This is a genomic window from Nocardia fusca NBRC 14340, assembly GCF_001618425.1.
Taxonomy (GTDB): Bacteria; Actinomycetota; Actinomycetes; order Mycobacteriales; family Mycobacteriaceae; genus Nocardia; species Nocardia fusca.
On sequence record NZ_BDCU01000002.1, the window covers coordinates 33,536 to 55,093 of the forward strand.

Here is a 21,558-nt window from a genome sequence, read left to right on the forward strand (position 1 = left end):
GCCGGAAATGTGACTCGGCCCCGGAGCCGCAGCTCCGGGGCCGAGATGTGTTGCCGAGGGGGCGTTCGCCCCGCACGCGGACCTACCTACTTGGCGTCCAGCAGGTCGATCACGAACACCAGGGTCTTACCGGACAGGTGGTGACCCCCACCTGCCCGGCCGTAGGCCAGTTCCGGCGGGATGGTGAGCTGGCGGCGACCGCCGACCTTCATGCCCGGAATTCCGTCCTGCCAGCCCTGGATCAGACCACGCAGCGGGAAGGTGATCGATTCGCCGCGGTTCCACGACGAATCGAATTCCTCGCCGGTATCGAATTCCACGCCGACGTAGTGCACTTCGACGGTGCCGCCGGGGACGGCTTCCGGGCCTTCGCCGACAGTGATGTCCTTGATGACCAGTTCGGTGGGCGGGGGGCCCGCCTGAAATTCGATCTCCGGTTTGCTCATGCCTTGAATCCCCTTCGATTCAATAGATTCAGCGGTTGGTGATTTCGGAATAGTCCCGTGCACCATAGCCGGTGTAGATCTGCCGCGGACGGCCGATCTTGATGGCTTCGCTGTGCATTTCCCGCCAGTGCGCGATCCAGCCCGGAAGCCGGCCCATGGCGAACAGCACGGTGAACATGCGGGTCGGGAAGCCCATGGCCTTGTAGATGACGCCGGTGTAGAAATCGACGTTCGGGTAGAGCTTGCGCTCGACGAAGTAATCGTCGGTGAGCGCGGCCTCTTCGAGGGACTGGGCGATATCGAACAGCGGATCGCTGCCGAGCTTGCTCAGGATGGTGTCGGCGTGCTTCTTGGCGATCGCGGCGCGCGGGTCGTAGTTGCGGTAGACCCGGTGCCCGAAGCCCATGAGCTTCACACCGTCTTCCTTGTTCTTCACCTTGCGGATGAATTCCTTGACGTCACCGCCGGCGACGAGGATTCCGTCCAGCATTTCCAGCACCGCCTGGTTGGCGCCGCCGTGCAGCGGACCCCACAGCGCGTTGATACCACCGGAAACGGAGGTGAACAGGTTGGCGTCGGAGGAGCCGACCAGCCGGACCGTGGAGGTGGAGCAGTTCTGCTCGTGGTCGGCGTGCAGGATGAGCAGCATGTCCAGGGCGGCGGCGATCTCCGGGTCCACCTGGTAGGGCTCGGCCGGGAAACCGAAGGTCATCCGCAGGAAGTTCTCCACCAGCGACAGCGAGTTGTCGGGGTAGAGGAACGGCTGGCCCACCGACTTCTTGTACGAGTACGCGGCGATGGTGGGCAGTTTGGCCAGCAGCCGGATGGTGGACAGTTCGACCTGTTCGGGATCGCGGGGGTCCAGCGAGTCCTGGTAGTAGGCCGAGAGCGCGTTGACCGCCGAGGAAAGGACGGGCATCGGGTGCGCGTTACGGGGGAAGCCGTCGAAGAAGCGCTTCAGGTCTTCGTGCAGCAGGGTGTGCCGGCGGATCTTATCGGTGAAATCCTCGAGCTGATCCTGGGTGGGTAGTTCGCCGTAGATGAGCAGATAGCTGACCTCGATGAAAGTCGAGTTGTCCGCGAGCTGCTCGATCGGGTAACCGCGGTAACGCAGAATGCCCTGTTCGCCATCGATGTAGGTGATGGCCGATTTGGTCGACGCGGTGTTGACGAATCCCGGGTCGTAGGTCGTATATCCCGTGCTCGCCAGCAGCTTGCCGAGATCGATACCGTCGTTTCCTTCGGCGGCCTGCGCGATCGTCATTGGGTATTCGCCACCGGGGTAGGTGAGAACCGGTTTGGCGTCATTGATGTGATTCTCGGGCACGGAAGGTTCCCTCTCAGGCTTAAGACCGTCGGCATCGCGTGCGGACGACACACGGTGCGTTATCGGTAGACGCTAGTCCTTGGTCCGGTGGGACCGGCGGGGAGGGTACCCGCGCACCGATCTCACAATCGGCTCGAGCGGGTGTGAGATTAAGCGGTTCGCCTACCGGCCGGTATGGCTGTGACCGGGGAAAATACCCACGAGAATCGGTCCCGGCCGGTTGTGGACAACGCTCGTGCCACATCCAGGGAAAGCACCGCTCGCCGCCGCCCACAGAACGTACCCACAAGCCTGTCGGCGAAACCGTGCGAAACATCACCGGCATATATGTAACGGGCCTGGACACGCGCGGGTGACCAGGCCGGTCGCTTCGTCACGGCTGGAGACGCCGCACCGACATGCCGGCGTCGTCGATACGGACCACGATCCGGTTGTGCAGCCGCCCGCGCTGACCTTGCCAGAACTCCACCTCGTCGGGATGCAGCAGATAACCGCCCCAGTGCGGCGGGACGGGCACCTCGTCCACCGCGGCGAAACGCTGGATGGTCCGCGCCAGCTGTTCGTCGAGTTCGGCGCGGGAGCCGATCGGTTCGGACTGCCGCGAGGCCCACGCGCCGAGCTGGGATTCCCGCGGCCGCGACCGCCAGTACCGCTCGGTCACCTCGGCGGGCACCCGGTCCACCCGGCCACGGACATGGGCCTGGCGGGCCAGTTGCGGCCAGAGGAAGGTCGCCGAGGCGTACGGCGCCGCGGCGAGCTGGGCGCCCTTGGCCGAGTCGTAGTTCGTATAGAAGATGACGCCCTCCGGTGAAAGGCCCTTGCAGAGCACCGTGCGTGTCACCGGCCGGGCGCCCGCCCCGGACCCGGCGAGGGTCGCGAGCACCATGGCATTGGGTTCGGCGATCCCGGCGACGGTCGCCTGTTCTATCCACAGCCGCAGCAGCGGCTCCCAGCCCCCGGCCACCGACAGTTCGTCCAGTTCCGTGTCGTGCACACCCAGCAACGGTCCCGAGTTCCGCGAACCCGGATGCGTGACACCGTATTCGGCACGCATCGCGCCGAGATCGGCACCCGTCTCCTCCACATCGGCCATGGGCCAGACGTTACTCCCGAGTAGCTCGGCGCTAGAGTTCTGTTGAGAGGAGAGTCGCGTATGACCACCAATTCCGCGGTATCGGGGTCCGGCGGGGTGCCGGACGATTTCGTCAGCGGCCTGGAGGGGGTGGTCGCGTTCACCACCGAGATCGCCGAACCGGACAAGGACGGGGGCGCGCTGCGCTACCGCGGCGTGGACATCGAGGACCTGGTCGGCAACCGGGTCACCTTCGGTGATGTCTGGGCCCTCCTGGTCGACGGCGAATTCGGGCACGGCCTCCCACCGGCCGAACCGTTCCCGCTGCCGGTACACACCGGCGACGTGCGCGTCGACGTCCAGGCCGGCCTGGCGATGCTCGCCCCCATCTGGGGCTATCGGCCGCTGCTGGATATCGACAACGCCACCGCCCGGGAAAACCTGGCCCGCGCTTCGGTGATGGCACTGTCCTATGTGGCGCAATCGGCCCGCGGTATCTACCAGCCCGCCGTACCGCAGCGCCGCATCGACGAATGCACCACGGTCACCGACCGCTTCATGACCCGCTGGAAGGGCGACCCCGACCCGCGCCATACCGAAGCCATCGACGCCTACTGGGTCTCGGCGGCCGAACACGGTATGAACGCCTCCACCTTCACCGCCCGGGTCATCGCCTCCACCGGCGCCGATGTGGCCGCCTCGCTCTCCGGAGCCATCGGCGCCATGTCCGGGCCGCTGCACGGCGGCGCCCCCGCCCGGGTCCTGCCCATGATCGAAGAGGTGGAACGCACGGGGGATGCCCGCGCGCTGGTCAAAGGGATCCTGGACCGCAAGGAAAAGCTGATGGGCTTCGGCCACCGGGTCTACCGGGCCCAGGACCCGCGCGCCCGGGTCCTGCGCGATACCGCCGCCCGCCTGGCCGCGCCGCGTTACGAAGTGGCCGCCGCCCTCGAACAGGCGGCCCTGGCCGAACTCCGCGAACGCCGGCCCGACCGCGCCATCGAAACGAATGTCGAATTCTGGGCCGCGGTCATCCTCGACTTCGCCGAGGTACCGGCGCATATGATGCCGGCCATGTTCACCTGCGGCCGGACCGCCGGCTGGTGCGCGCACATCATGGAGCAGAAGAAACTGGGCAAGCTGGTCCGGCCGGCGGCGATCTACACCGGCCCGGGTCCGCGGAAACCGCAGGACGTCGCGGGGTGGGGCGAGGTGCACACGGTATAGGCCGCGTAGCGGGACGGGGCCATCACGCTCGTTCGGGTTCGGCTTCCCAGTCGATGGCCACCGATTCCCCGGTGTCCACGGCGAAGAAGGCTGCTTCCAGTTTGGCGCCGAGGTCCAGGAGGCCGATGGCCGCCAAGGGGACCGACTGGACCACCCTGACCCGCCAGGGGCCCGGTTCGTCCCAGGCGCGTAGCTCCAGGTCCAGGCGCAGGACCGGGTCGTCGCAGCCGCAATAGTCGGCATCCACCGCGGTGACCGCCAGGACCGTGGCCTCGGCCCGGCGCCCCTCGGCGAGGATCTTGGTCAGGCCGGCCCGGCCGGGGTCGGTATCACCGGGGAGATACAGCACCATGCGGTCGCGGTCTTCGGGGTCGACCCGGCAGCACACCAGGTCGCCCGGCCGCATGCGGTCCAGTTCGGCGCCGGAGACGCGCTGGCGCACCTGGGCCTCGTAGGGCGGCAACCCGGGCAGCCGGACACGGACCCGGAAGGTGTAGCCGGGTTCGGTCCGGCGGGTGCGGGTCGCCAGCACGGTCGCCGAACCCGCCGTTCCGGTGGCCAGCAGATCCCGGCGATCCGGTCCGGTGGGGGCTTCGCCGCGACGCCGGAAGCGGCGCGGGAGCAGGTCGCGCAACCAGGTGAGCGGCCCGGGCGACCCCGGGAGTTCGCTCCGGCCCCGCGCCCGGCTGTCACCGGATCCACCCCCGGCAGCGCCCCTCGACGACCGCATGCTCATACCCGTTCACGTTAGCCGGAGTGTGGTACGCGGCACAGCAACGGCGCGGCTACGCTGTTCGCCATGACCAGTGCGTTCCCGACCATCCCCGAAGACCTCAAGCCCGCCGACGGTCGTTTCGGCTGCGGTCCGTCCAAGGTTCGCCCGGAGCAGCTGCAGTCCCTGGTGGAGGTGGGTGCCTCGGTATTCGGCACCAGCCACCGGCAGAAACCGGTCAAAGATGTGGTGGCCCGGGTCCGCTCCGGGTTACGGGACCTGTTCTCCCTTCCGGAGGGCTACGAGGTCGTCCTCGGCAACGGCGGCACCACCGCGTTCTGGGACGCTGCCGCGTTCGGCCTGGTCCGCGAGCGTTCCCTGCACCTCACCTACGGTGAGTTCAGCGCCAAATTCGCCAGTGTCACCAAGAAGAACCCGTTCCTCGGCGACCCGATCGTCGTCTCCGCCGATCCGGGTAGCGCGCCGGACCCGGTCGCCGACCCCGCCGCCGATCTGATCGGCTGGGCGCACAACGAGACCTCCACCGGTGTCTCCGTGCCCGTGCAGCGGCCGGCCGGTTCGGAGAACGCGCTCATCGCCATCGACGCCACCTCCGGCGCGGGCGGGCTGCCGGTGAACATCGCGGACGCCGACGTCTACTACTTCGCCCCGCAGAAATGTTTCGCCGCCGACGGCGGACTGTGGATCGCGCTCATGAGCCCCGCCGCGCTGGCGCGGGTGGCGGAGATCAAGGAATCCGGTCGCTGGACTCCGGACTTCCTCTCGCTGCCCATCGCCATCGAGAACAGTCTCAAGGACCAGACCTACAACACCCCGGCGCTGGCGACCCTGCTGCTGTTCGCCGACCAGATCGATTGGCTCAACCGCAACGGCGGTCTGGACTGGGCGGTGAAGCGCACCCTGGATTCCTCGTCGCGGCTGTACGCATGGGCCGAGGCCAGTGAATTCGCCACCCCGTTCGTCACCGATCCGGCGCACCGGTCCCAGGTGGTGGGCACCATCGATTTCGCGGATTCGGTGGACGCCGCCGCAGTGGCCAAGACGCTGCGGGCCAACGGCATCGTCGACACCGAGCCGTACCGCAAATTGGGCCGCAACCAATTGCGTGTCGGGATGTTCCCGGCGATCGACCCCGAGGACGTCGGGCAGCTGACCCGTTGCGTCGACTGGGTCGTGGAAAACCTCGGTTGAGGCGAGATCACCTGCGGGTTCGGGCCCGTCGCGCGTGTCGCGCGGCGGGCCCGCCGACGTCTTACGGAATCGACTTGATACACAAGGGAATAGAGCAGATTAGCGGTAGATGACGGCCACAGGGTACATTTCGGTGCCGCGTGTCTTGCCACACGAATCCCAGAAGTGCACTACTGTTCCAGAACGTGGGCGGTATCGCGAGCGACGCGATAAGGAGGTTACGGTGCGTGAACTTCGAGTGATCGGGGTAACGCCCGACTCCGCCCATATCGTGTGCGTCGACACCGAAAGTGGTCAGAAATTCCGGCTTCCCGCCGACGACAAACTTCGTGCCGCCGCCCGCGGCGACCTTGCCCGATTCGGCCAGATCGAGATCGAAATGGAAGCAACTATGCGTCCTCGCGATATCCAGGCTCGAATCCGTGCCGGCGCGTCGGTTGAGCAGGTGACGCAGGAATCCGGTATGCCGGTGAGCCGCGTGGAGCGGTTCGCCTATCCGGTGCTGCTGGAGCGGGCCCGCGCGGCCGAGCTCGCGCAGAAGGCGCATCCGATCCGTCCCGACGGCCCGGCCGTGGAGATCCTGATCGATGTGGTGACCGCCGCTTTCACCGCGCGCGGGCATACCCTCGACAACGCCGAATGGGATGCCTGGAAGGACGAGAAAGGCTTCTGGGTCGCCCAGTTGCAGTGGCAGAACGGTCGTTCGGAGATCGCCGCGCACTGGCGCTATCAGCCGGACGCGCACGGCGGCAGCGTTTCTCCGCTCGACGATCCGGCCACCGATCTGATCGATCCGGATTTCGGTCGGGCGCTGCGTGGTCTCGCCTCGATCCTGCCGGTCGAATCCGAGCCGGCGGCCGCGGCCGAACCGGTGGCCGAGCCACGGCGGGAACCCGCCCGGGCCGCCGCCGTCGACGATTACTACGAGCAGCGTGCTGTGGCCGCCGGCGGTACGACACCGCTGCCCGCCACCGCGACCCCGCTCGCCCCCGGCGGCACCCGGCCGGGTGGCACGGCGCTGCCCGGGGGCGCCCCGGCGGCGAGCGCCCCCGCCGAAACCTACCGCCCCCCTGCGGATACCTACCGGCCCCCGGCCGAAACCCATCCGGTCCCCGCCGAACCGGCTCGCCCCGCGACGCCGCGGCCCGCGCCGGCCCCGGCAGCCGCCCCGCCTGCGGCGCCCACCCCGGCGGCCGAATTGCCGCCCACCCCGGTCGAAACCGCCGCCCCCGAACTCGTTCCACCGGCGCCCGAACCGGCACCGGCTGCCGTCGCGCCCGAACCGGCTCCCTTGGCGGCCGCGCCTGCCGCGCCCGCCCCGGTGGAGGCGTCGCAGCCCGCGCCGGAGGCCGCCGAACCGGCCCCCACCCCGGAACCCGCGACGGCTACGGAAGAAACCGCCGCACCGGCCGTCGCCGAGACCACCGCCGCTCCGGCGCCCGCGGAAGTCGATACACCGGAGGCTCCCGCCGAGGAGTCCGCCGCCGAAACACCGGATCCCGAACCGACCGAGACCAAGCCGGCGGCCAGGAAACCTCCCGCCAAAGCCACGAAGCCGGCGTCCCGGACCAAGCGCAGCAAGGCACCCATGCCGTCCTGGGAGGACGTACTGCTCGGCGTCCGCAGTTCTGGTCACTGACCGCTGCGGACCGGCGTGTTACCCCGCGCAACCGCCCGGATCATCCGTTTGCGCGAGTAAGTTCGGTGTATACGGCGACGCGGTCCGATGATTCCGGGGCCAGCCCGGACGACGACAGCAGTTGCGCCGAGGAGTTCGCGACCTGGTTTCGTGCGCTATCGGAGGTGGACCGATGCTGTCCAAGGTTTCATCCGTGTGGTACGTCGATACCCCCGACCCGCCGGCGGTGCTACGCGCCGATCCGGCCCCCGATCCGGACGCGGCCTACGCGCTGGCCCGGCAACTGCATCCCGACCTGGACGTAGATCCCACCGAATCGGTCACCCTCGGCGACGTCGACGGCCCGGACGCCGACGAGGTCTATATCGGCAGCTATCCCGGACTCACTCTGCTGTGCAGTTCCTACGCCGCCCGGGTGCAGCCGACCGCCATCCCCGAGTTGCTGGTGCGGCCGCTCGCCGAAGAGCACACCTATCTGGTGTCGTTCGATCTCGAATACGGCTGGGGCGCGTTCGCGCACTGGGAGCGCGGTGAACTGCGCCGGGCGTTCAGTTCCACCCGGCTCAACATCATGCAGGACCACGGTCTGCCACATATCTGGGAGCGGCCGCACTGGGCGGGCGAACATCCCATCGCGTGGCGGCTCGGCGAACTACCCGATCCGCTGGTCCTGCCGTTCGATCCACCCGGTTTCGCCGATACCGCCAACCACGAATGGCTGGGTTTCCGGTACTTCCCCGCGGCCACCGCGAATCGTGGGATCGCGGCCGGCGCCGGTGCTGCCCGCCCGGTGGATCCCAAGGACATCCGGGTCTGTGGTTTCCGATTACGTCCCCGCGGAGATCGCCCGGACGATCCGGAACCCCCGCAGCCGAACAATCGGGTCGTGCACGAACGAAAAGGCCTGCTTTCCTGGCTGCGCGGACACGAAGCCGCCGTGGGCGCCGATCAGTAGATCGGTCCCGGTCACACAGAGAACAGCAGGCCGATCCAGGCCAGCGCCACCCCCGTACTCGCGCCGGCCAGCACCCACCGGGTCACCGGACGCGCCCGCCAGCGCCACACGGTGGGCGCCACCCCGCCGACCGCGACCAGATTCACCGCCAGCGACAGCACGGGGTGCACCTGCGCGAGTGCCGCCCCGAAGGCGAATACGCCGACGGCGGTCAGCGCCGCCACCAGGACAGCGACCGTGATACCCGCCGCCCACGGGGTGGGTTCCACGGGCGGGCCGGGCCGCCGGCCATGACCGGGGCCCCCGAGCGCCGGGGTCACGACGCCCGCACCCGCTCGTAGAACGCCATCGCCGCCGCGGTCGCCACATTCAGCGAATCGGTTCCCGCCGACATCGGTATCCGCGCCCGCACATCCGCTGCCGCCATGGCTTCCTCGGTCAAGCCGGGGCCCTCGGCACCGAGCAGCAGCGCCACCCGGTCGCCGGTGAGCGCGGCGGCCAGCGTCGGGGCCGCCGGGTCCGGAGTCAGGGCCGCCACCCGGAACCCCTGGCGCCGCAGCCGGTCGAGCCCGTCCGGCCACTCCGGTACCCGGGCGAACGGCACCCGCAGCGCATGTCCCATCGAAACCCGCACGGACCGACGGTACAGCGGATCCGCGCAGCGATCGCCGAACAGGATCGCGTCCACTCCCAGACCGGCCGCATTGCGGAACATCGACCCCAGGTTCTCGTGGTCGTTCACGCCTTCGAGCACCGCCACGGTGGTGGCAGCGGCGATGATCTCGTCGAAATCGCGTTCGGGCGGCCGGTGCGCCACCGCCAGCACACCCCGGTTGAGATGGAACCCGACCACCTCGGCCATCACTTCCGCCGAGGCCCGATAGAACGGCACATCCACCGCCGCGAGTTCGGGCGCGAGTTCCTGCCACCGCTTATCCACGCCGAGCAGCGCGTGCGGCCGGAAAGGCGAATCCAGCATTCGCCGCACCACCACGGTTCCCTCCGCGATGACCAGGCCTTTCCCGCCGGGCCGATCGGGTCGGCGGTCGGCGGCCTTCAGGTCGCGGAAATCGTCGACCCGCGGATCGTCCACACTGTCCACTTCGAGAACCACGGCCACGCGCCCATCCTGCCAACCTCCGCCACCGGCGGTCAGTGGCGGGTGCGCGCGGCGCCGCTTTAGGGCATGCTCGAAATATGAAGCCGATCCAGCTCCTGCTCAATATCTTGTGGCTCGTCCTCGCGGGGTTCTGGATGGCGCTGGGCTATTTCTTGGCCGCCCTGATCTGCTTCGTCCTCATCATCACGATTCCGTTCGGGGTCGCCGCGCTGCGCAACGGCGTCTACATGCTGTGGCCGTTCGGCCGCACCACGGTCGAGAAACCGGGGGCCGGCGCGGGCGCGCTGCTGGGCAACATCATCTGGTTCGTGGTCGCCGGCTGGTGGCTGGCCCTGGGCCATCTGGGTACCAGCATCGCCTTGGCCTGCACGATCATCGGAATCCCGTTCGCCTGGGCGAATCTCAAACTGATCCCGCTCGCCCTGTTCCCGCTGGGCCGCGAAATCGTCGACAGCGACCGGCCGTTCGCGGCGCGCTGAGGTTGCGGCGCACGGTGCCGCGGATGATCTCCGGCCCGAAAGGAATCAGCAGCCTGGCAGCACGCCGCTACCGGTCCGGTTCACTCCGAATCGGCGACGATCTGATTCATGATCGCGACCGCTCGTTGCAGATCCGCGAGCTGATCGGGTTCCAGACCCGCGAGCTGGGCGCTCATCCAGGCTTCACGGGCACTGCGTTCATCGGCGAGCAGCGCGTGCCCGGTCGTGGAGAGCGATACGATGATCTGCCGGCCGTCGGTCGGATGCGGATTACGCTCCACCAGACCGAGATCGGTGAGCGAGGCGATCACCCGGGTCATCGAGGGAGGCTGGACGCGTTCCTTGGCCGCCAGCGCACCGGGCGTCATCGCGCCCTCGTTGCCGAGGGTGGCCAGGACCGAGAGCTGGGTCAGCGATATCTGCGATTCCGTCCGCCGCCCCCGTAGATGCCGCGTCAAGCGCACCACCGCCAGCGAGAGGTCGCTGGCCAGCGCCCGCACATCCGAGTGGGTAGTCACAAAGTGAACCATACGTGACACACGTCGGATCGGCGTGCGTACAGCGGTTACGCTGATCGAATGGACCCGCAGCTCCCGCAGTTCCCCACGTGGCTGACCGACCCCCGGCCGGTCCTCGCCCTCGGGTGCGCGCTGTTCGCCGTCGCGACCGCGGTGGTCTGGCTCGGCGGGCCGCGGTGGGAATCGGCTCGCCCGGTATGCCTGATGGGTTTGGCGGTCGGACTGCTCGGGTACCTCATCTTCGCGGTACAACGCCGCGGTGCCCGGCGCGGTCACAAGGGCGCACAGACCGGGTTGTGACCGCCGAAGCCGGACTTTCCGGCACCGGCCGGCGACACCGTCGGAGACAGCAGCCGGGAGTCCAGTGGGCCCCCGGTGGTCGAATGCTGCCCGCCGGGGAATTGACTGTTCGGGCCTCTCGGGTCAAACTCGCTCAGGTGTCCTCCCGATTGAGCGTCGAAGAACGACGGGCCCACCTTATCGAGGCCGCGATCGGCCTTGCCGAGAAAAAGGGGGTCGCGGGGGTGACCACCCGCGATGTCGCTCAGGCGGCGGGTGTCTCGCTAGGCGTGGTGCACTACTGTTTCGAGAACAAGGATGCGCTGATGACCGAGCTGGTCAAGGCGTTGTCGATGGAGCTGCGCGATTCGGTGGACGCAGGCGAATCGGTCTGGCAGGAAGCGGGCAGCGGTAATACGGCGCTACGCGATCTGCTGCGCGCGGGCCTGGAACTCATGTGGCTCAATATCGAAGCCACACCCGAACGTCAGCTGCTCACCTACGAGACCACCACCTACGCGCTGCGCGAGGGCGAGCAGACCCCCGCGAAACTGGCGATCGCCCGGGAACAGTACGCCTTCAACGATTCCACCGTCGCCGATATCCTCGATCACGCCCGCGACGCCACGGGAAGTGCCTGGACGGTTCCGGTGGCCCAGCTCTCGCGGTTCACGCTCAGCGTGATCGACGGCCTCGTCCTGCGCTGGCTGGTCGACAACGACAGCGAAAGCGTACGCACCCAACTCGATCTGCTCGCCGCGGCACTGGCCGGGCACGCGGAATAGCCCACTCAGGCGGGCCGGCCGGGGCGTCGCATATGGGTGGCCGAACCGTCTCGCCACCACGGCACGGTGACCGTCCGAGTGACCGCGCCCGTCAGCCGGAGACACAGTTCGTCGTGCAGGATCAGAGGTCCGTCCTGCGGTGGCAGGTCGAACAGCCGGCGCAGCACCACGCCCAGCGGCTCCCGCGCCCAATCGGTTTCGTGACCCGGGCCGAGGACCTCGGCGTCGACCTGTTCGGAGACCAACGGCAGATCCAGCAGCAGCGCGAGGTCGGCGGCGGTCGCCGGATCGGCGACCACGAGCCGGTCCGCGGGTACCGCGAGGCCGAACCAGGGCCGGTCCAGCACCAGGGCGTCCGCGGCGTCGATCACCGATCCGGACAGGGCCCGGACGCGATCGGGCGGATCGAGTGTGCCGAGATCCAGCCGCGGCACCGCGGCGCCGAGCCGGGCATGGACCAGGGCGATCACCTCGGGTGCGGGAGTCTTCTCGCTGTCGGCCAGCGCCGCCAGCAGCGCTTCGACGAGGTCGCGATCCATGGTCCCGGGGGCGGCGAGGCAGCCGCGCAGTGCGTCGAGGTCGGCCGTGGACAGGCCGGTGATCGGGAGTTCCGGCAGTAGTCCGGTGAATTCGGTATCCGCCGGATGCCGATAGCCGCCCAACGCGATGCCGTCGATCCGGGCGTAGTGGCGCAACCACCACGCCGTGTAACCGTCCGGGTCACCGAGCAGCGGCCGGGTCCGTTCCGTGGTGAGCAACCGCCACAGCGCCTCCGGCCAGGCCGCGTCGTCCACCAGATCCAGATCACGCACTGCGACCAGTTCCGCGGGGTCCTCGGCCAGACCGGACCACCAGGTCTCCTCGTCGTCGAGGTGATGGTCGGGACCGGTCGGGTCGGTTTCGGTGACCACCCCGAAATCCCATCCGACACCGATCGCCCGCAGCGCGTCGGCACCGTATTCGGCGACCACCTCCCGCGCGACGACCCCGAACGGCGAATCCGGGATCAGGAGTTCGATCAAGGGGGCATCGGGGAGCAGCAGTTCGTCGGCCGGGCGCGCACCACCGGTGCTGTCGGGGAGTTCGAGCAGGCCGAGCCAGTCCGGCAGCTCGGCCGGATCGGCCGCCGCGGCCAACCGGAGCACCGCCTCGATCGTCTCCGGATCATCGGGGTGCTCGGTCAGTTCCGCCTGTAAGGCGGGATCCGACAGCAGATCCGCGATCCGCGCCCGCTGCGCGCCGAGGCGTGCCAGCAGCGGATGCGACGCCTCCGGATGCACCAGCCGCGCCCAGTGCACCGGAACGGCCGCGGGCAGCGCCGTGAGTTCGTCGTCCAGCACCACCGTCCGCGGACCCGTCACCGACCTCCCATCGGCGAGCGGCACCGCCAGGGCGCCGAGTTCCTCCACCGTCAGCGGGTCGGTGACGAACGGTTCCAGCGCGGAGTAGAAAGCGAACCACCAGGCAGGCGGCCGTTCCAGCCCGGCGGACAGCTCCGCCAGCCGCGCCGGGCCGAGCCGGTGCACCTCCAGCGCCGCGAGCGCCTCGGCGTAGCGGGCGCCGGACAGTTCCGGGACCACCAGCGGATCCAGCACACCGCCCAGCAGCCCGGCCAGTTCGGGTGTGAGATCGGGGAATACGCTCGCCCGCGCGGGTACGGCCACCCGGTCGGCCGCGTCGTCCCCGCGGGGGGATTCGTCGAGTCCGGCGTCCGCGGGCGCGGCGACCACCGGTAGCCAGGCACCGGTACGCAGTTCGCGCAGGATCGCCTCGCGCAAGAGCCCGTCGGTCTCGCTGCGCGCGAATCCCGGAGTCGGTACCAGCACGAGCCGGGAGTCCCGAGGCAGCGCGCGGGCGAAATCGGCATACCCGGCCGCGAGTTCGCCCGGATGATTACCCGGCAGCACGCGCCGGCGGTCGGGTTGCATCGGAATATCGGCGATGAGTACCGCCGGCAGGGACAGCTCTTCGTCCGAACGGGTCGGTGCCCGCAGTACGTCGGGCGCGGCGGGCACCGGAATCCCGTCACGCAACGGCAGCAGCCAGCGCGCCCGCGCGGTCCGGAACTCCCACCACACCTGTTCGGTGCCGGAACCGCTGATCCGCAACTCACGCACTCCCGCGCACCGCGAATCACGGGTCTCGGCGCGCACCACCTCGTCGCCGATCCGGATCTCGCGCAGCGCCGGCAACTCCAGCAGCAGGTCCACCGCCTCGGCCCGCATGGATTCCAGCAGTGCGGCCGGGTCGATTCCGGCACGCAGCGACAGCACGATCTCGGTATCCGCGCCGGCGGCCGGGGCGGCGGTCACCGGCCAGCCGAGGCGCAGCACGGGCGGCGCCGGGACGTCCCCATCGCCCGAGGGCGGAACGCCGGACGCGCGCAACGCTTCACGGGTCGACTCCCGGGAGAAACGCAGCGACCCACTGGTGGAGCGGAATTCGAGCTCGTCGGAGACCGTCAGCACCGCCGTGAAACCGACACCGAACCGTCCGGTCTCCCCGCCGCTCCCCGATTTCCCCGACGCCCGCAGGGCCGTCAGCGCGTGAACTCCGGCGATATCCAGCGGCGCGCCGGTATTGGCGACCGAGAGCGTCCGGCCCGTGCATCGTACGGTGACCCGGCCCGGCACCCCCGCCTTCACCGCCGCGTCCGCCGCGTTCTGGGCCAGTTCCGTCAGCAGGCGATCGCGGTAACCGGCGCGCACCAGGTCCGCCTCGGTAGCGGCGTCCTCGCGCAGCCGGGTCGGGGAATCCCGCCAGGCGGCCAGCACCGCGGCACGCAGGTCGGCGGTGCCGAAAGGATCCGGGGTGCCGGCATCTGTTCCCACTTGCCCGAACGTATCGCCCACCGCACCGCTCTCATTCACGCGAGTCAGCGTACGTGCCCGGGCGCACCGGGCGGCCGCGCACAGCGGGGCTGCCGACTACCCGGTCAGTTGTCGGCCGGGCCGGGGACCGAGTCGCCGGTCTCCGATGCGCTCTGCTCGCCGCTCGCCGTCCCGGCGGCCGGTGCACCGGTCCGGTTCGTGGCAGCGGTTTCCGTTTCGCGTTCCGCGTCCACGGTGGCCGACTCACGCTCGGCCGCCGGATCGGAGGTTTCCGGTGCAGCGGCAGGGCCGGCCTCCGCGGGGCCCGCGACCGCGGCGGTCACCTCGCCCGGCTCGTTCGCGGAATCGGTGCCAGCCGTCGCGGTATCCATCGACTCGATCGTCTCGCCAGCGGCCGGACTCACCGCCTCGGCAGCAGTCCAGGGTTCGGGTGCCTCCGCTTCCGACCCCACTCCGCTCTCCGATGGGGCGGCCACGACCGCCTGCCCCGGCACCACCGCATCCGGTGCGACGTCGGCCTCGGCGGCCGCCTCGCTTCCGGGCGCGGTCTCCGGCGATTTGGGCGGTACAGCGACCACCTCGATGGCGGCATCGTCGTATGCCTGGTAGATCGGGGACCCGGCGCCCGTCGGCAGCCGGGTATCCGAATGTGCGCCGCACCCGTATCCCATATGGACCACATGGCCGTCGGCGCCCATCGCGTTGGCGCAGACACCGAAGCAGGCGCGCAGCGCCCCGGCCAGCGGCAGAAAGAAACCGCAGCTCTCGCAGGAGCCGGGAGCGGCCTTGGCCATCTCGGTATCGGGGCCGTACTCCGCGTACCAGCGTTCGGCGGCGTCGGCCCGGCCCTCCCGGCTGAGCACCTGTTTGCGGCCCAGGCCGACCTCGGGGGCGGTCTCGTCGACCTCGGGGTCGCCGGTGGCGGTGTAGCCGGGGGCCAGACGTGGGTCGTCGGCGGGTGGGGCCAGCAGGTCACCGGGCGCCAGATCACCAGGCCGGATGCGCTGCTCCCACGGCACGAACTCCGGCGCGATCAACGCGTCGGGACCGGGCAGCAGCGCGGACTCGCTCACGGTCACCCGGTCGGTGCCGGGCGCGGCGGCCACCACCACCGCCCACTGCCAGCCGTGGTAGCCGGGCAGCGTGGCCTCGAAGCGGTGCGTCGCCGAGCATTCGTCCTCGGCCCGGACTCCCAGATGCGCTCCGACCCCGGTCGGTTCCAGGTCCACGAGCGCACTACGAGCCAGGTCGACGGCCCCTGCCAGGATCGTCCGCACCTCGGTGTCCGAAACAGATACTGCGCTCACGGTCTACATTTTGCCGTATGAAGCGCATTCGGCGAACCTGGGTCGGTACCGCGCTGGTCTGCCTGCTCGCCGCGGCCGCCTGCCGGAACACCGACGACGCGGTACCGCGCCTGAACATCGAGGTGCTGGCGACCCATCGGCACGACCTGGGCGCGTTCACCCAGGGGCTGGAGATCGACGGCGGGGTGCTCTACGAGAGCACCGGGATGGTCGGGTTCTCCGGCGTGCGGACGACCGATCGCGCGACGGGCGCCGAACTCGCCCGCGTCCATCTCCCGCCGCCGTTCTTCGGTGAGGGCATCACTCTGGCCGGCGACACGCTGTGGCAGCTCACCTGGAAAGAAGGGGTCGCCTTCGCCCGCGACCCGCGGACGCTGGCCGAGAAACGCCAGGTGCGCTACGAGGGCGAGGGCTGGGGTCTGTGCACCCGCGACGGACAGCTGGTCATGAGCGACGGATCGGCCGGGCTCACGTTCCGCGACCCGGTGACCTTCGCGCCGACCGGGTCGGTCGCGCTGACCGATCACACCGACGCGCGCCTGAACGAACTCGAATGCGCCGAGGACGGCTCGGTCTACGCCAACTCGTGGCCCACCGACGAAATTCTCCGGATCGATCCGGAAACCGGGCGTGTCCTGGCGGTCGTCGATGCCACCGGATTGCTGTCACCCGCCGAACGCGCGCAGACCGACGTGCTCAACGGGATCGCCCAGATCCCGGGCACCGACCACTTCCTGCTCACCGGAAAGTACTGGCCCACGGTGTTCGAGGTCCGTTTCGTCCCGGCCTGACCGGCGCGGCGGTACAGCGACACATCTCACTTTCCGGTCGCTGTGAGCAGGGCGGAGTTTGCCGGGCGCCACCGTGGGCCAGAATTGATGATGTGCCCACTTCCCGCGAGCCCTCCGGTTCCGATCGCGGTCAGTGGCCCGCCGGCGAGTCTCCGCCACCCCAGCGGCATCCAGGTTTCGACCGCTACCCCCCGCCGAACGTGCCACACCGCAATCGTGAACCAGACCCCGGCAACCGCCGTCCGGCCCCGCCGCCGACCCGTCCGCTGCCCGCCGCCGAGTCCGGCGGTGCGCGGCCGGACGACCGTTCGTCCCGGCCGGCGCCCGGTGGTCACCGGATCCCGCCGGTGGAGGCCCGCGATCGCGCGTCGGGGCGGGAGGGTCGTTTCGCTCGCATACTCGGCTCGCTGAGCGGGTCGCGCGGGTCGGCGGACCCGGTCGATCGGCCGGGTCGGCCGGGGACGGCGGAACCGGGCCCCGGCCGACGGGCCGGCGGGCCGAACGGCACTCCGCCCTCCCCCGGGGACAGCCGGCGGCCCGAGTGGGAACGACCGATCCCAGGGGCTCCCACCGCGGGCAGCCCCGACCCGCGGGCCGGTGGCGCCGTACCAGGATCGGCGTCCCGCTTCCGGCCGAACCCGCCCGTCGATCACCGTGCGCCCGGCGGTGCGGCTCTCTCCCCCGGTCCCGGCGCCCGGCGTGATCCGATTGCGTCCGGTCCCGCCGGCCGACGCCCGTCTTCCGCCGAGGGCCGCCCCGTGCCCCGGGACCGGCCGGGTCCCGGGGCCGAGGCGCGGGATCGCACCGAACCGAACGGCGCGAGCGATCGGCGAACCGCCGGGGGCGCCGGAGAACCGGCCGCGACCGAGGAGTACCCGAGCGCGGAAGCCGCCACGGAATACGACGATGCCGAAGGCCGGCGTGCCCCCCGCAAACTCACCGTCACCCGGGTGGCGGCGATGCGCGGCCGGGAGATCACCGAAAAAGGTATCGCCACCTTCCGGCGGGCGGCCGAGGCCGACGGCGCGGACAAATCCGGGTTGACCGCACTCACCTACGCCACCATGGCGAACTTCGCGCTGGACGCCGCGATCGCGGTCGCTCTCGCCAACACCCTGTTCTTTGCCAGTGCGACCGCGGAGAGCAAAACCAAGGTCGCGCTGTATCTGCTGATCACGATCGCCCCGTTCGCGGTCATCGCGCCGCTCATCGGGCCGGCGCTGGACCGGCTCCAGCGCGGCCGGCGGCTGGCCCTGGCCAGCTCGTTCGCCGCGCGCGCCGTCGTGGCGGTGGTGCTGATCTTCAGTTTCGACAGCTGGGTGCTGTACCCGCTGGCGCTGTGCATGATGGTGCTGAGCAAATCGTTCGCGGTACTCAAGAGCGCGGTGACACCCCGGGTACTGCCACCCGATATCGACCTGGTGCGCACGAACTCCCGGCTGACCGTTTTCGGCCTGGTCGGCGGCACCCTGGGCGCCGGCGGCCTCGCCGCGGCCGTCGCGGCGATCGCGGGCTCGACCGGTGCGCTGATCCTGGCCACCGGGATCGCCGTCGGCGGGGCGTATCTGAGCTGGAAGATACCGCGCTGGGTGGAGATCACCGAGGGCGAGGTGCCGACCACCCTCGGTTACCACGCCCGCGCCGGGGACACCGAGGTGTACGACCCCGCCGACGAGGCCGCGGTACCGGCCCGCAAACGCCGTCAACCGCTGGGCCGCGCCGTCGTCACCGGACTGTGGGGTAACGGCAGTATCCGGGTGCTCACCGGCTTCCTGACCTTCTACGTCGCGTTCGTGGCCAAGGCGACCGAACACCGTCCGGTCCAGCAGGCCGCGATGCTCGGGCTGGTCGGCGCGGCCGCCGCCGTCGGCAATTTCGCCGGTAACGCCGCGGGGGCCCGGCTCCGGCTCGGCCGGCCCTCGCTGATCGTGGTGAACTGCACGATCGGCTGCGCGGCCGTCGCCGTCCTCGCCGTGGTGCTGGACAATCTGTTCGGCGCGGCGGTGGTCGCCCTGGTCGCCGCCGGGGCGAGCGCCCTGGCGAAGGTCTCTCTCGATGCCGCCATCCAGGACGATCTACCGCCCGAGTCGATCGCCTCCGGGTTCGGGCGGTCCGAAACCGTCCTGCAGCTCAGCTGGGTGATCGGCGGTGCGGGCGGAGTCCTGCTGCCGACCGACTACTGGAAGGGTTTCGCGGTGGTCAGTGCGGTACTGGTCGGAGGGCTCGTCCAGACTGTGCTGAGCTACCGCGGGTTCAGTCTGCTGCCCGGTCTCGGCGGTCGCCGACCGCTGCACGCCGAGCAGGAATTTCCGCACTACGACCCCCCACGAGGAGAAGCCGCCCGGTGAGTACGAACAAAGTCCGCACGACTCTCGCGCTGGTCCTGGCCGGGATCCTGGTGCTGGTGGCCGCGACCGCCGGCGTGATCTGGCTGCTGGCCCGGGACGCCGAGCCGAAGGACCCCGAACTCACCGCCTACGCGCACGGCACCACCGTGACGGTGCCGCCGTTCCGCTACTGCACGGTGCGGATGGAGGACTGCCGGCAGGGCGAAACCGTCCATCTCGATGTCCCGGCCGGTAGCCCCCTGCAGATCTCGCTGCCGGATACTCTCGTGGACAGCCCGTGGGAATTGCTGCCGCTCTACGCCCGCGAGAACGGGGAAATCGTCGAACGGCCCAGTTCCTACCGGGACCATCCGGCGAACACCCGCGCCCTGACCGTGGCCTCCCGGCCGGAACCGGGACTGGAACTGATCGGCGTGGAGTTGCAGGTGATGATCATCGCGATCGACGAGGCCGGTAACGAATTCCCCCTCCCCCACGCGGTGTGGTCGATCAAGACGGCCTGAGACGACAGTGGGCCGGCCGGATGATCCGGCCGGCCCATGAAGTTCCGCGCGCGACGGGTCAGCGGTCGAGTTCCCGCGCGACCGCGCGCACCACCTCCGAGATCCGCTGGGCGGTCTTGCGATCCGGGTAGCGGCCCTTGCGCAGGTCCGGCTGCACCTTCGCCTCGAGCAGCGTGATCATGTCCTCGACCATGCCGTGTAGTTCGTCGGGGCTGTGCTTACGGGCGACGGGCTCCTTGCGGGCGCTGCGCTCCTGGTTCTGCCGCACCGACGGGGGCGCCTCCACCAGCTTCAGGCTCAGCGCCTGCGGCCCACGCCGCCCGGCCGCCATCCCGAATTCGACCCGCTGACCGGGCTTGAGCGTCTCGACGCCCTGGGGCAGCGCGGACGAGCGGACATAGACGTCCTCACCCTCGTCCTGGGAAAGGAAGCCGAAGCCCTTTTCCACGTCGTACCACTTCACCTTGCCGGTCGGCACTGCGCTCACCCGTTCGTCTGTTCGGCGCCCTGCCCACCGGGCCCGGGCACGCTCGTCTACTGGAACCCGCTGTTGGCAGGTCTTTCCCCTACTCGAAAAACGCGCCCCACAAGCATGCAGGACGCGAGATCGTTCCGAGTCTACCCCGGTGGGCACGGCCCCAGCACATCAGTTTTACGGTCGAACGGTGACGAATCCTGCCGATCCGCGGCCCTCCGGCCCCCCGTCCGGGCGCACCCCCGGCAACTGGTTACTTCAGCTCGCGCTGGGACTTTTCACCCTCGGACTGCTGTCGGTGGTGGCGATCTTCCTCACCCCGATCCTGACCGACGGCGAGCCGGGGCTCTGGTTGTATCTGGGCGCGATGCTGGCTCCCGTCGGCTTCGTCGCGGCGTTGATCTTCGCGCTGCGCTCCGGCCGCAGATCCAGGTGACAACCGTCCAGTACCCGACCCGACCGCCACCCAAGCGTTATGTGATGATAATCACATAACGGCATGATAACGGGGCAGCGTGTCCTACGCCGGATACCCGGTGCAGTCCCACTAGCTGCGCAGAGTCGCTGGGAGGCGCTCGTGACCGCTCCGCAACCCATCCGCACACGCCGGTTACCAAATAGTGATTTTTCGGCGGGAACGTCGTACCGTCTACCCCAGCCGGGCACATCCGGCCCACCGGCCCGCCGCACCGAACCTCGCCCCGCGGGTACCGGACCCCAACGGAAACCAAGAGGGGCGAGGGCGGGACGGGCACCCTCTCAGCCTGGACCCGAGCGAATACCTCGCAGGTGCGTACGAGAGGAAGACGAACCCGAATGAGTGGACGCCATCGCAAGCCCACCAATACCGGTCGCACTGTGGCCAAGGTTGCCGTCACCGGCGCCATGATCAGCGGTGCGGGTGTAGCCCTCGCCGGTACAGCCAGCGCGGCACCCGACTCCGACTGGGATCGACTCGCGCAGTGCGAAGCCGGCGGCAACTGGGCCATCAACACCGGCAACGGCTATCACGGCGGACTGCAGTTCTCGCAGAGCACCTGGCAGGCCAACGGCGGCGGAGAGTACGCGCCGACCGCCAACCAGGCCAGCCGTGAAGAGCAGATCGCTGTCGCCGAAAATGTACTCGCCTCGCAGGGCTGGGGCGCCTGGCCCTCCTGCTCCTCCTCGCTGGGCCTGAGCAGCGGCTCGACCCCGCGCGAAACCCCGGCCGACACTCCGGCCGTGCAGACCGAAACCCCGGGCACCCAGGCCACGCCCGGCACCCAGACCCAGACCCAGGCTCCGGCCCAGGCACCCACCCAGACCCAAGAGGTCTACACCGCCGTGGATCGCGCGCTCGCCGCCGTCCAGGCGCAGGGTGTGCAGGTCCCGCAGCCCGCACTGGATCTGTTCGAAGCCGTCAAGGCCGGCAACCCGCAGCTGGACCCGGGCCTGCTCAATGTCTTCGAGGCCAACAAGGGCCTGCTGCCCTCCTGAACGGGCACCCCGACTACGAAAGAACCCCGCTCCACCATCAGGTGACGCGGGGTTCT

Annotated in this window: 22 protein-coding genes; 12 read left to right on the plus strand and 10 right to left on the minus strand. The window is 69.7% G+C overall.

Annotated elements, in window-relative coordinates:
* Positions 1-86 precede the first annotated feature (86 nt).
* The 3 genes from NF4_RS00325 to pdxH form a co-directional block, all read right to left on the minus strand.
* On the minus strand, positions 87-446 hold the full coding sequence (locus tag NF4_RS00325; protein ID WP_030522790.1) for an FKBP-type peptidyl-prolyl cis-trans isomerase: 360 nt from the start codon (positions 444-446) through the stop codon (positions 87-89).
* A gap of 28 nt (positions 447-474) precedes the next feature.
* Positions 475-1,773 (minus strand): citrate synthase, encoded by a 1,299-nt coding sequence (locus NF4_RS00330; RefSeq protein ID WP_084532745.1) that lies wholly within the window; start codon positions 1,771-1,773, stop codon positions 475-477.
* A gap of 373 nt (positions 1,774-2,146) precedes the next feature.
* On the minus strand, positions 2,147-2,866 hold the full coding sequence (gene pdxH, locus NF4_RS00335; RefSeq protein ID WP_063125297.1) for a pyridoxamine 5'-phosphate oxidase: 720 nt from the start codon (positions 2,864-2,866) through the stop codon (positions 2,147-2,149).
* A gap of 60 nt (positions 2,867-2,926) precedes the next feature.
* On the opposite strand from pdxH, the gene NF4_RS00340 reads away from it, so the two are divergent.
* Entirely contained in the window at positions 2,927-4,072 is a 1,146-nt protein-coding gene (locus NF4_RS00340) for a citrate synthase 2 (RefSeq protein WP_063125298.1), read from the plus strand.
* 22 nt (positions 4,073-4,094) lie between these two features.
* On the opposite strand, the gene NF4_RS00345 is transcribed toward NF4_RS00340, so the two are convergent.
* The gene (locus tag NF4_RS00345; protein ID WP_232330246.1) at positions 4,095-4,808 is read right to left on the minus strand and encodes a hypothetical protein; all 714 of its coding nucleotides are present in this window, start codon (positions 4,806-4,808) and stop codon (positions 4,095-4,097) included.
* Positions 4,809-4,871: 63 nt separating this feature from the next.
* On the opposite strand from NF4_RS00345, the gene serC reads away from it, so the two are divergent.
* The 3 genes from serC (at position 4,872) to NF4_RS00360 (ending at position 8,590) form a co-directional block, all read left to right on the plus strand.
* Positions 4,872-5,996: a phosphoserine transaminase gene (serC, locus tag NF4_RS00350; RefSeq protein WP_063125300.1), complete on the plus strand. Its 1,125-nt coding sequence runs from the start codon at positions 4,872-4,874 to the stop codon at positions 5,994-5,996.
* A 223-nt stretch (positions 5,997-6,219) separates the two neighbouring features.
* A complete protein-coding gene (gene sepH / locus NF4_RS39725) occupies positions 6,220-7,635 on the plus strand; it encodes a septation protein SepH (RefSeq protein WP_269749559.1) in 1,416 nt (471 codons plus the stop codon).
* A gap of 172 nt (positions 7,636-7,807) precedes the next feature.
* Positions 7,808-8,590 (plus strand): DUF6928 family protein, encoded by a 783-nt coding sequence (locus tag NF4_RS00360; protein WP_063125301.1) that lies wholly within the window; start codon positions 7,808-7,810, stop codon positions 8,588-8,590.
* Positions 8,591-8,601: 11 nt separating this feature from the next.
* Here NF4_RS00360 and NF4_RS00365 read toward each other — a convergent pair whose 3' ends face one another.
* Positions 8,602-8,910, minus strand: a complete 309-nt coding sequence (locus NF4_RS00365) for a DUF2537 domain-containing protein (RefSeq protein ID WP_232330247.1) — start codon at positions 8,908-8,910, stop codon at positions 8,602-8,604.
* Positions 8,907-9,710: a TrmH family RNA methyltransferase gene (locus NF4_RS00370; RefSeq protein WP_063125303.1), complete on the minus strand. Its 804-nt coding sequence runs from the start codon at positions 9,708-9,710 to the stop codon at positions 8,907-8,909. Before NF4_RS00370 ends, NF4_RS00365 begins: the two co-directional genes overlap by 4 nt.
* A 77-nt stretch (positions 9,711-9,787) precedes the next feature.
* Between NF4_RS00370 and NF4_RS00375 the strand changes: the two genes are divergently transcribed.
* The gene (locus NF4_RS00375) at positions 9,788-10,189 is read left to right on the plus strand and encodes a YccF domain-containing protein (RefSeq protein ID WP_030522800.1); all 402 of its coding nucleotides are present in this window, start codon (positions 9,788-9,790) and stop codon (positions 10,187-10,189) included.
* An 80-nt stretch (positions 10,190-10,269) separates the two neighbouring features.
* Here NF4_RS00375 and NF4_RS00380 read toward each other — a convergent pair whose 3' ends face one another.
* Positions 10,270-10,719, minus strand: coding sequence for a MarR family winged helix-turn-helix transcriptional regulator (locus NF4_RS00380; protein ID WP_084532746.1), 450 nt, complete (start codon positions 10,717-10,719; stop codon positions 10,270-10,272).
* A gap of 48 nt (positions 10,720-10,767) precedes the next feature.
* Between NF4_RS00380 and NF4_RS00385 the strand changes: the two genes are divergently transcribed.
* Together NF4_RS00385 and NF4_RS00390 are read left to right on the plus strand one after the other, a co-directional pair.
* A complete protein-coding gene (locus NF4_RS00385) occupies positions 10,768-11,007 on the plus strand; it encodes a DUF2530 domain-containing protein (protein ID WP_063125305.1) in 240 nt (79 codons plus the stop codon).
* 137 nt (positions 11,008-11,144) lie between these two features.
* Positions 11,145-11,771: a TetR/AcrR family transcriptional regulator gene (locus NF4_RS00390; RefSeq protein ID WP_063814465.1), complete on the plus strand. Its 627-nt coding sequence runs from the start codon at positions 11,145-11,147 to the stop codon at positions 11,769-11,771.
* Positions 11,772-11,776: 5 nt separating this feature from the next.
* Here NF4_RS00390 and NF4_RS00395 read toward each other — a convergent pair whose 3' ends face one another.
* On the minus strand, positions 11,777-14,641 hold the full coding sequence (locus tag NF4_RS00395; protein WP_369690910.1) for a sacsin N-terminal ATP-binding-like domain-containing protein: 2,865 nt from the start codon (positions 14,639-14,641) through the stop codon (positions 11,777-11,779).
* Positions 14,642-14,706: 65 nt separating this feature from the next.
* The gene (locus NF4_RS36170; RefSeq protein WP_157119844.1) at positions 14,707-15,909 is read right to left on the minus strand and encodes a DUF3027 domain-containing protein; all 1,203 of its coding nucleotides are present in this window, start codon (positions 15,907-15,909) and stop codon (positions 14,707-14,709) included.
* A 17-nt stretch (positions 15,910-15,926) separates the two neighbouring features.
* Between NF4_RS36170 and NF4_RS00405 the strand changes: the two genes are divergently transcribed.
* The 3 genes from NF4_RS00405 (at position 15,927) to NF4_RS00415 (ending at position 19,551) form a co-directional block, all read left to right on the plus strand.
* Entirely contained in the window at positions 15,927-16,700 is a 774-nt protein-coding gene (locus NF4_RS00405) for a glutaminyl-peptide cyclotransferase (protein ID WP_063125306.1), read from the plus strand.
* Between the two features lie 758 nt (positions 16,701-17,458).
* On the plus strand, positions 17,459-19,048 hold the full coding sequence (locus tag NF4_RS00410; RefSeq protein WP_439956711.1) for an MFS transporter: 1,590 nt from the start codon (positions 17,459-17,461) through the stop codon (positions 19,046-19,048).
* On the plus strand, positions 19,045-19,551 hold the full coding sequence (locus NF4_RS00415; protein ID WP_063125307.1) for a DUF2771 domain-containing protein: 507 nt from the start codon (positions 19,045-19,047) through the stop codon (positions 19,549-19,551). The genes NF4_RS00410 and NF4_RS00415 overlap by 4 nt, the downstream gene beginning before the upstream one ends.
* Before the next feature lie 58 nt (positions 19,552-19,609).
* Here NF4_RS00415 and NF4_RS00420 read toward each other — a convergent pair whose 3' ends face one another.
* Positions 19,610-20,029: a cold-shock protein gene (locus tag NF4_RS00420; RefSeq protein WP_063062371.1), complete on the minus strand. Its 420-nt coding sequence runs from the start codon at positions 20,027-20,029 to the stop codon at positions 19,610-19,612.
* A 187-nt stretch (positions 20,030-20,216) separates the two neighbouring features.
* Between NF4_RS00420 and NF4_RS00425 the strand changes: the two genes are divergently transcribed.
* Together NF4_RS00425 and NF4_RS00430 are read left to right on the plus strand one after the other, a co-directional pair.
* A complete protein-coding gene (locus NF4_RS00425) occupies positions 20,217-20,462 on the plus strand; it encodes a hypothetical protein (protein ID WP_063125308.1) in 246 nt (81 codons plus the stop codon).
* Positions 20,463-20,842: 380 nt separating this feature from the next.
* Entirely contained in the window at positions 20,843-21,502 is a 660-nt protein-coding gene (locus NF4_RS00430) for a transglycosylase family protein (protein WP_063125309.1), read from the plus strand.
* Positions 21,503-21,558: the final 56 nt, after the last annotated feature.

What these genes read in the sequence shown, in the direction of transcription:
- NF4_RS00325 (WP_030522790.1), bottom strand. Translation starts at nt 446, where the DNA reads ATGAGCAAACCGGAGATCGAATTTCAGGCGGGCCCCCCGCCCACCGAA.
- pdxH (WP_063125297.1), bottom strand. Translation starts at nt 2,866, where the DNA reads ATGGCCGATGTGGAGGAGACGGGTGCCGATCTCGGCGCGATGCGTGCC.
- NF4_RS00340 (WP_063125298.1), top strand. Translation starts at nt 2,927, where the DNA reads ATGACCACCAATTCCGCGGTATCGGGGTCCGGCGGGGTGCCGGACGAT.
- NF4_RS00345 (WP_232330246.1), bottom strand. Translation starts at nt 4,808, where the DNA reads ATGAGCATGCGGTCGTCGAGGGGCGCTGCCGGGGGTGGATCCGGTGAC.
- serC (WP_063125300.1), top strand. Translation starts at nt 4,872, where the DNA reads ATGACCAGTGCGTTCCCGACCATCCCCGAAGACCTCAAGCCCGCCGAC.
- NF4_RS00360 (WP_063125301.1), top strand. Translation starts at nt 7,808, where the DNA reads ATGCTGTCCAAGGTTTCATCCGTGTGGTACGTCGATACCCCCGACCCG.
- NF4_RS00375 (WP_030522800.1), top strand. Translation starts at nt 9,788, where the DNA reads ATGAAGCCGATCCAGCTCCTGCTCAATATCTTGTGGCTCGTCCTCGCG.
- NF4_RS00380 (WP_084532746.1), bottom strand. Translation starts at nt 10,719, where the DNA reads ATGGTTCACTTTGTGACTACCCACTCGGATGTGCGGGCGCTGGCCAGC.
- NF4_RS00385 (WP_063125305.1), top strand. Translation starts at nt 10,768, where the DNA reads ATGGACCCGCAGCTCCCGCAGTTCCCCACGTGGCTGACCGACCCCCGG.
- NF4_RS00405 (WP_063125306.1), top strand. Translation starts at nt 15,927, where the DNA reads ATGAAGCGCATTCGGCGAACCTGGGTCGGTACCGCGCTGGTCTGCCTG.
- NF4_RS00430 (WP_063125309.1), top strand. Translation starts at nt 20,843, where the DNA reads ATGAGTGGACGCCATCGCAAGCCCACCAATACCGGTCGCACTGTGGCC.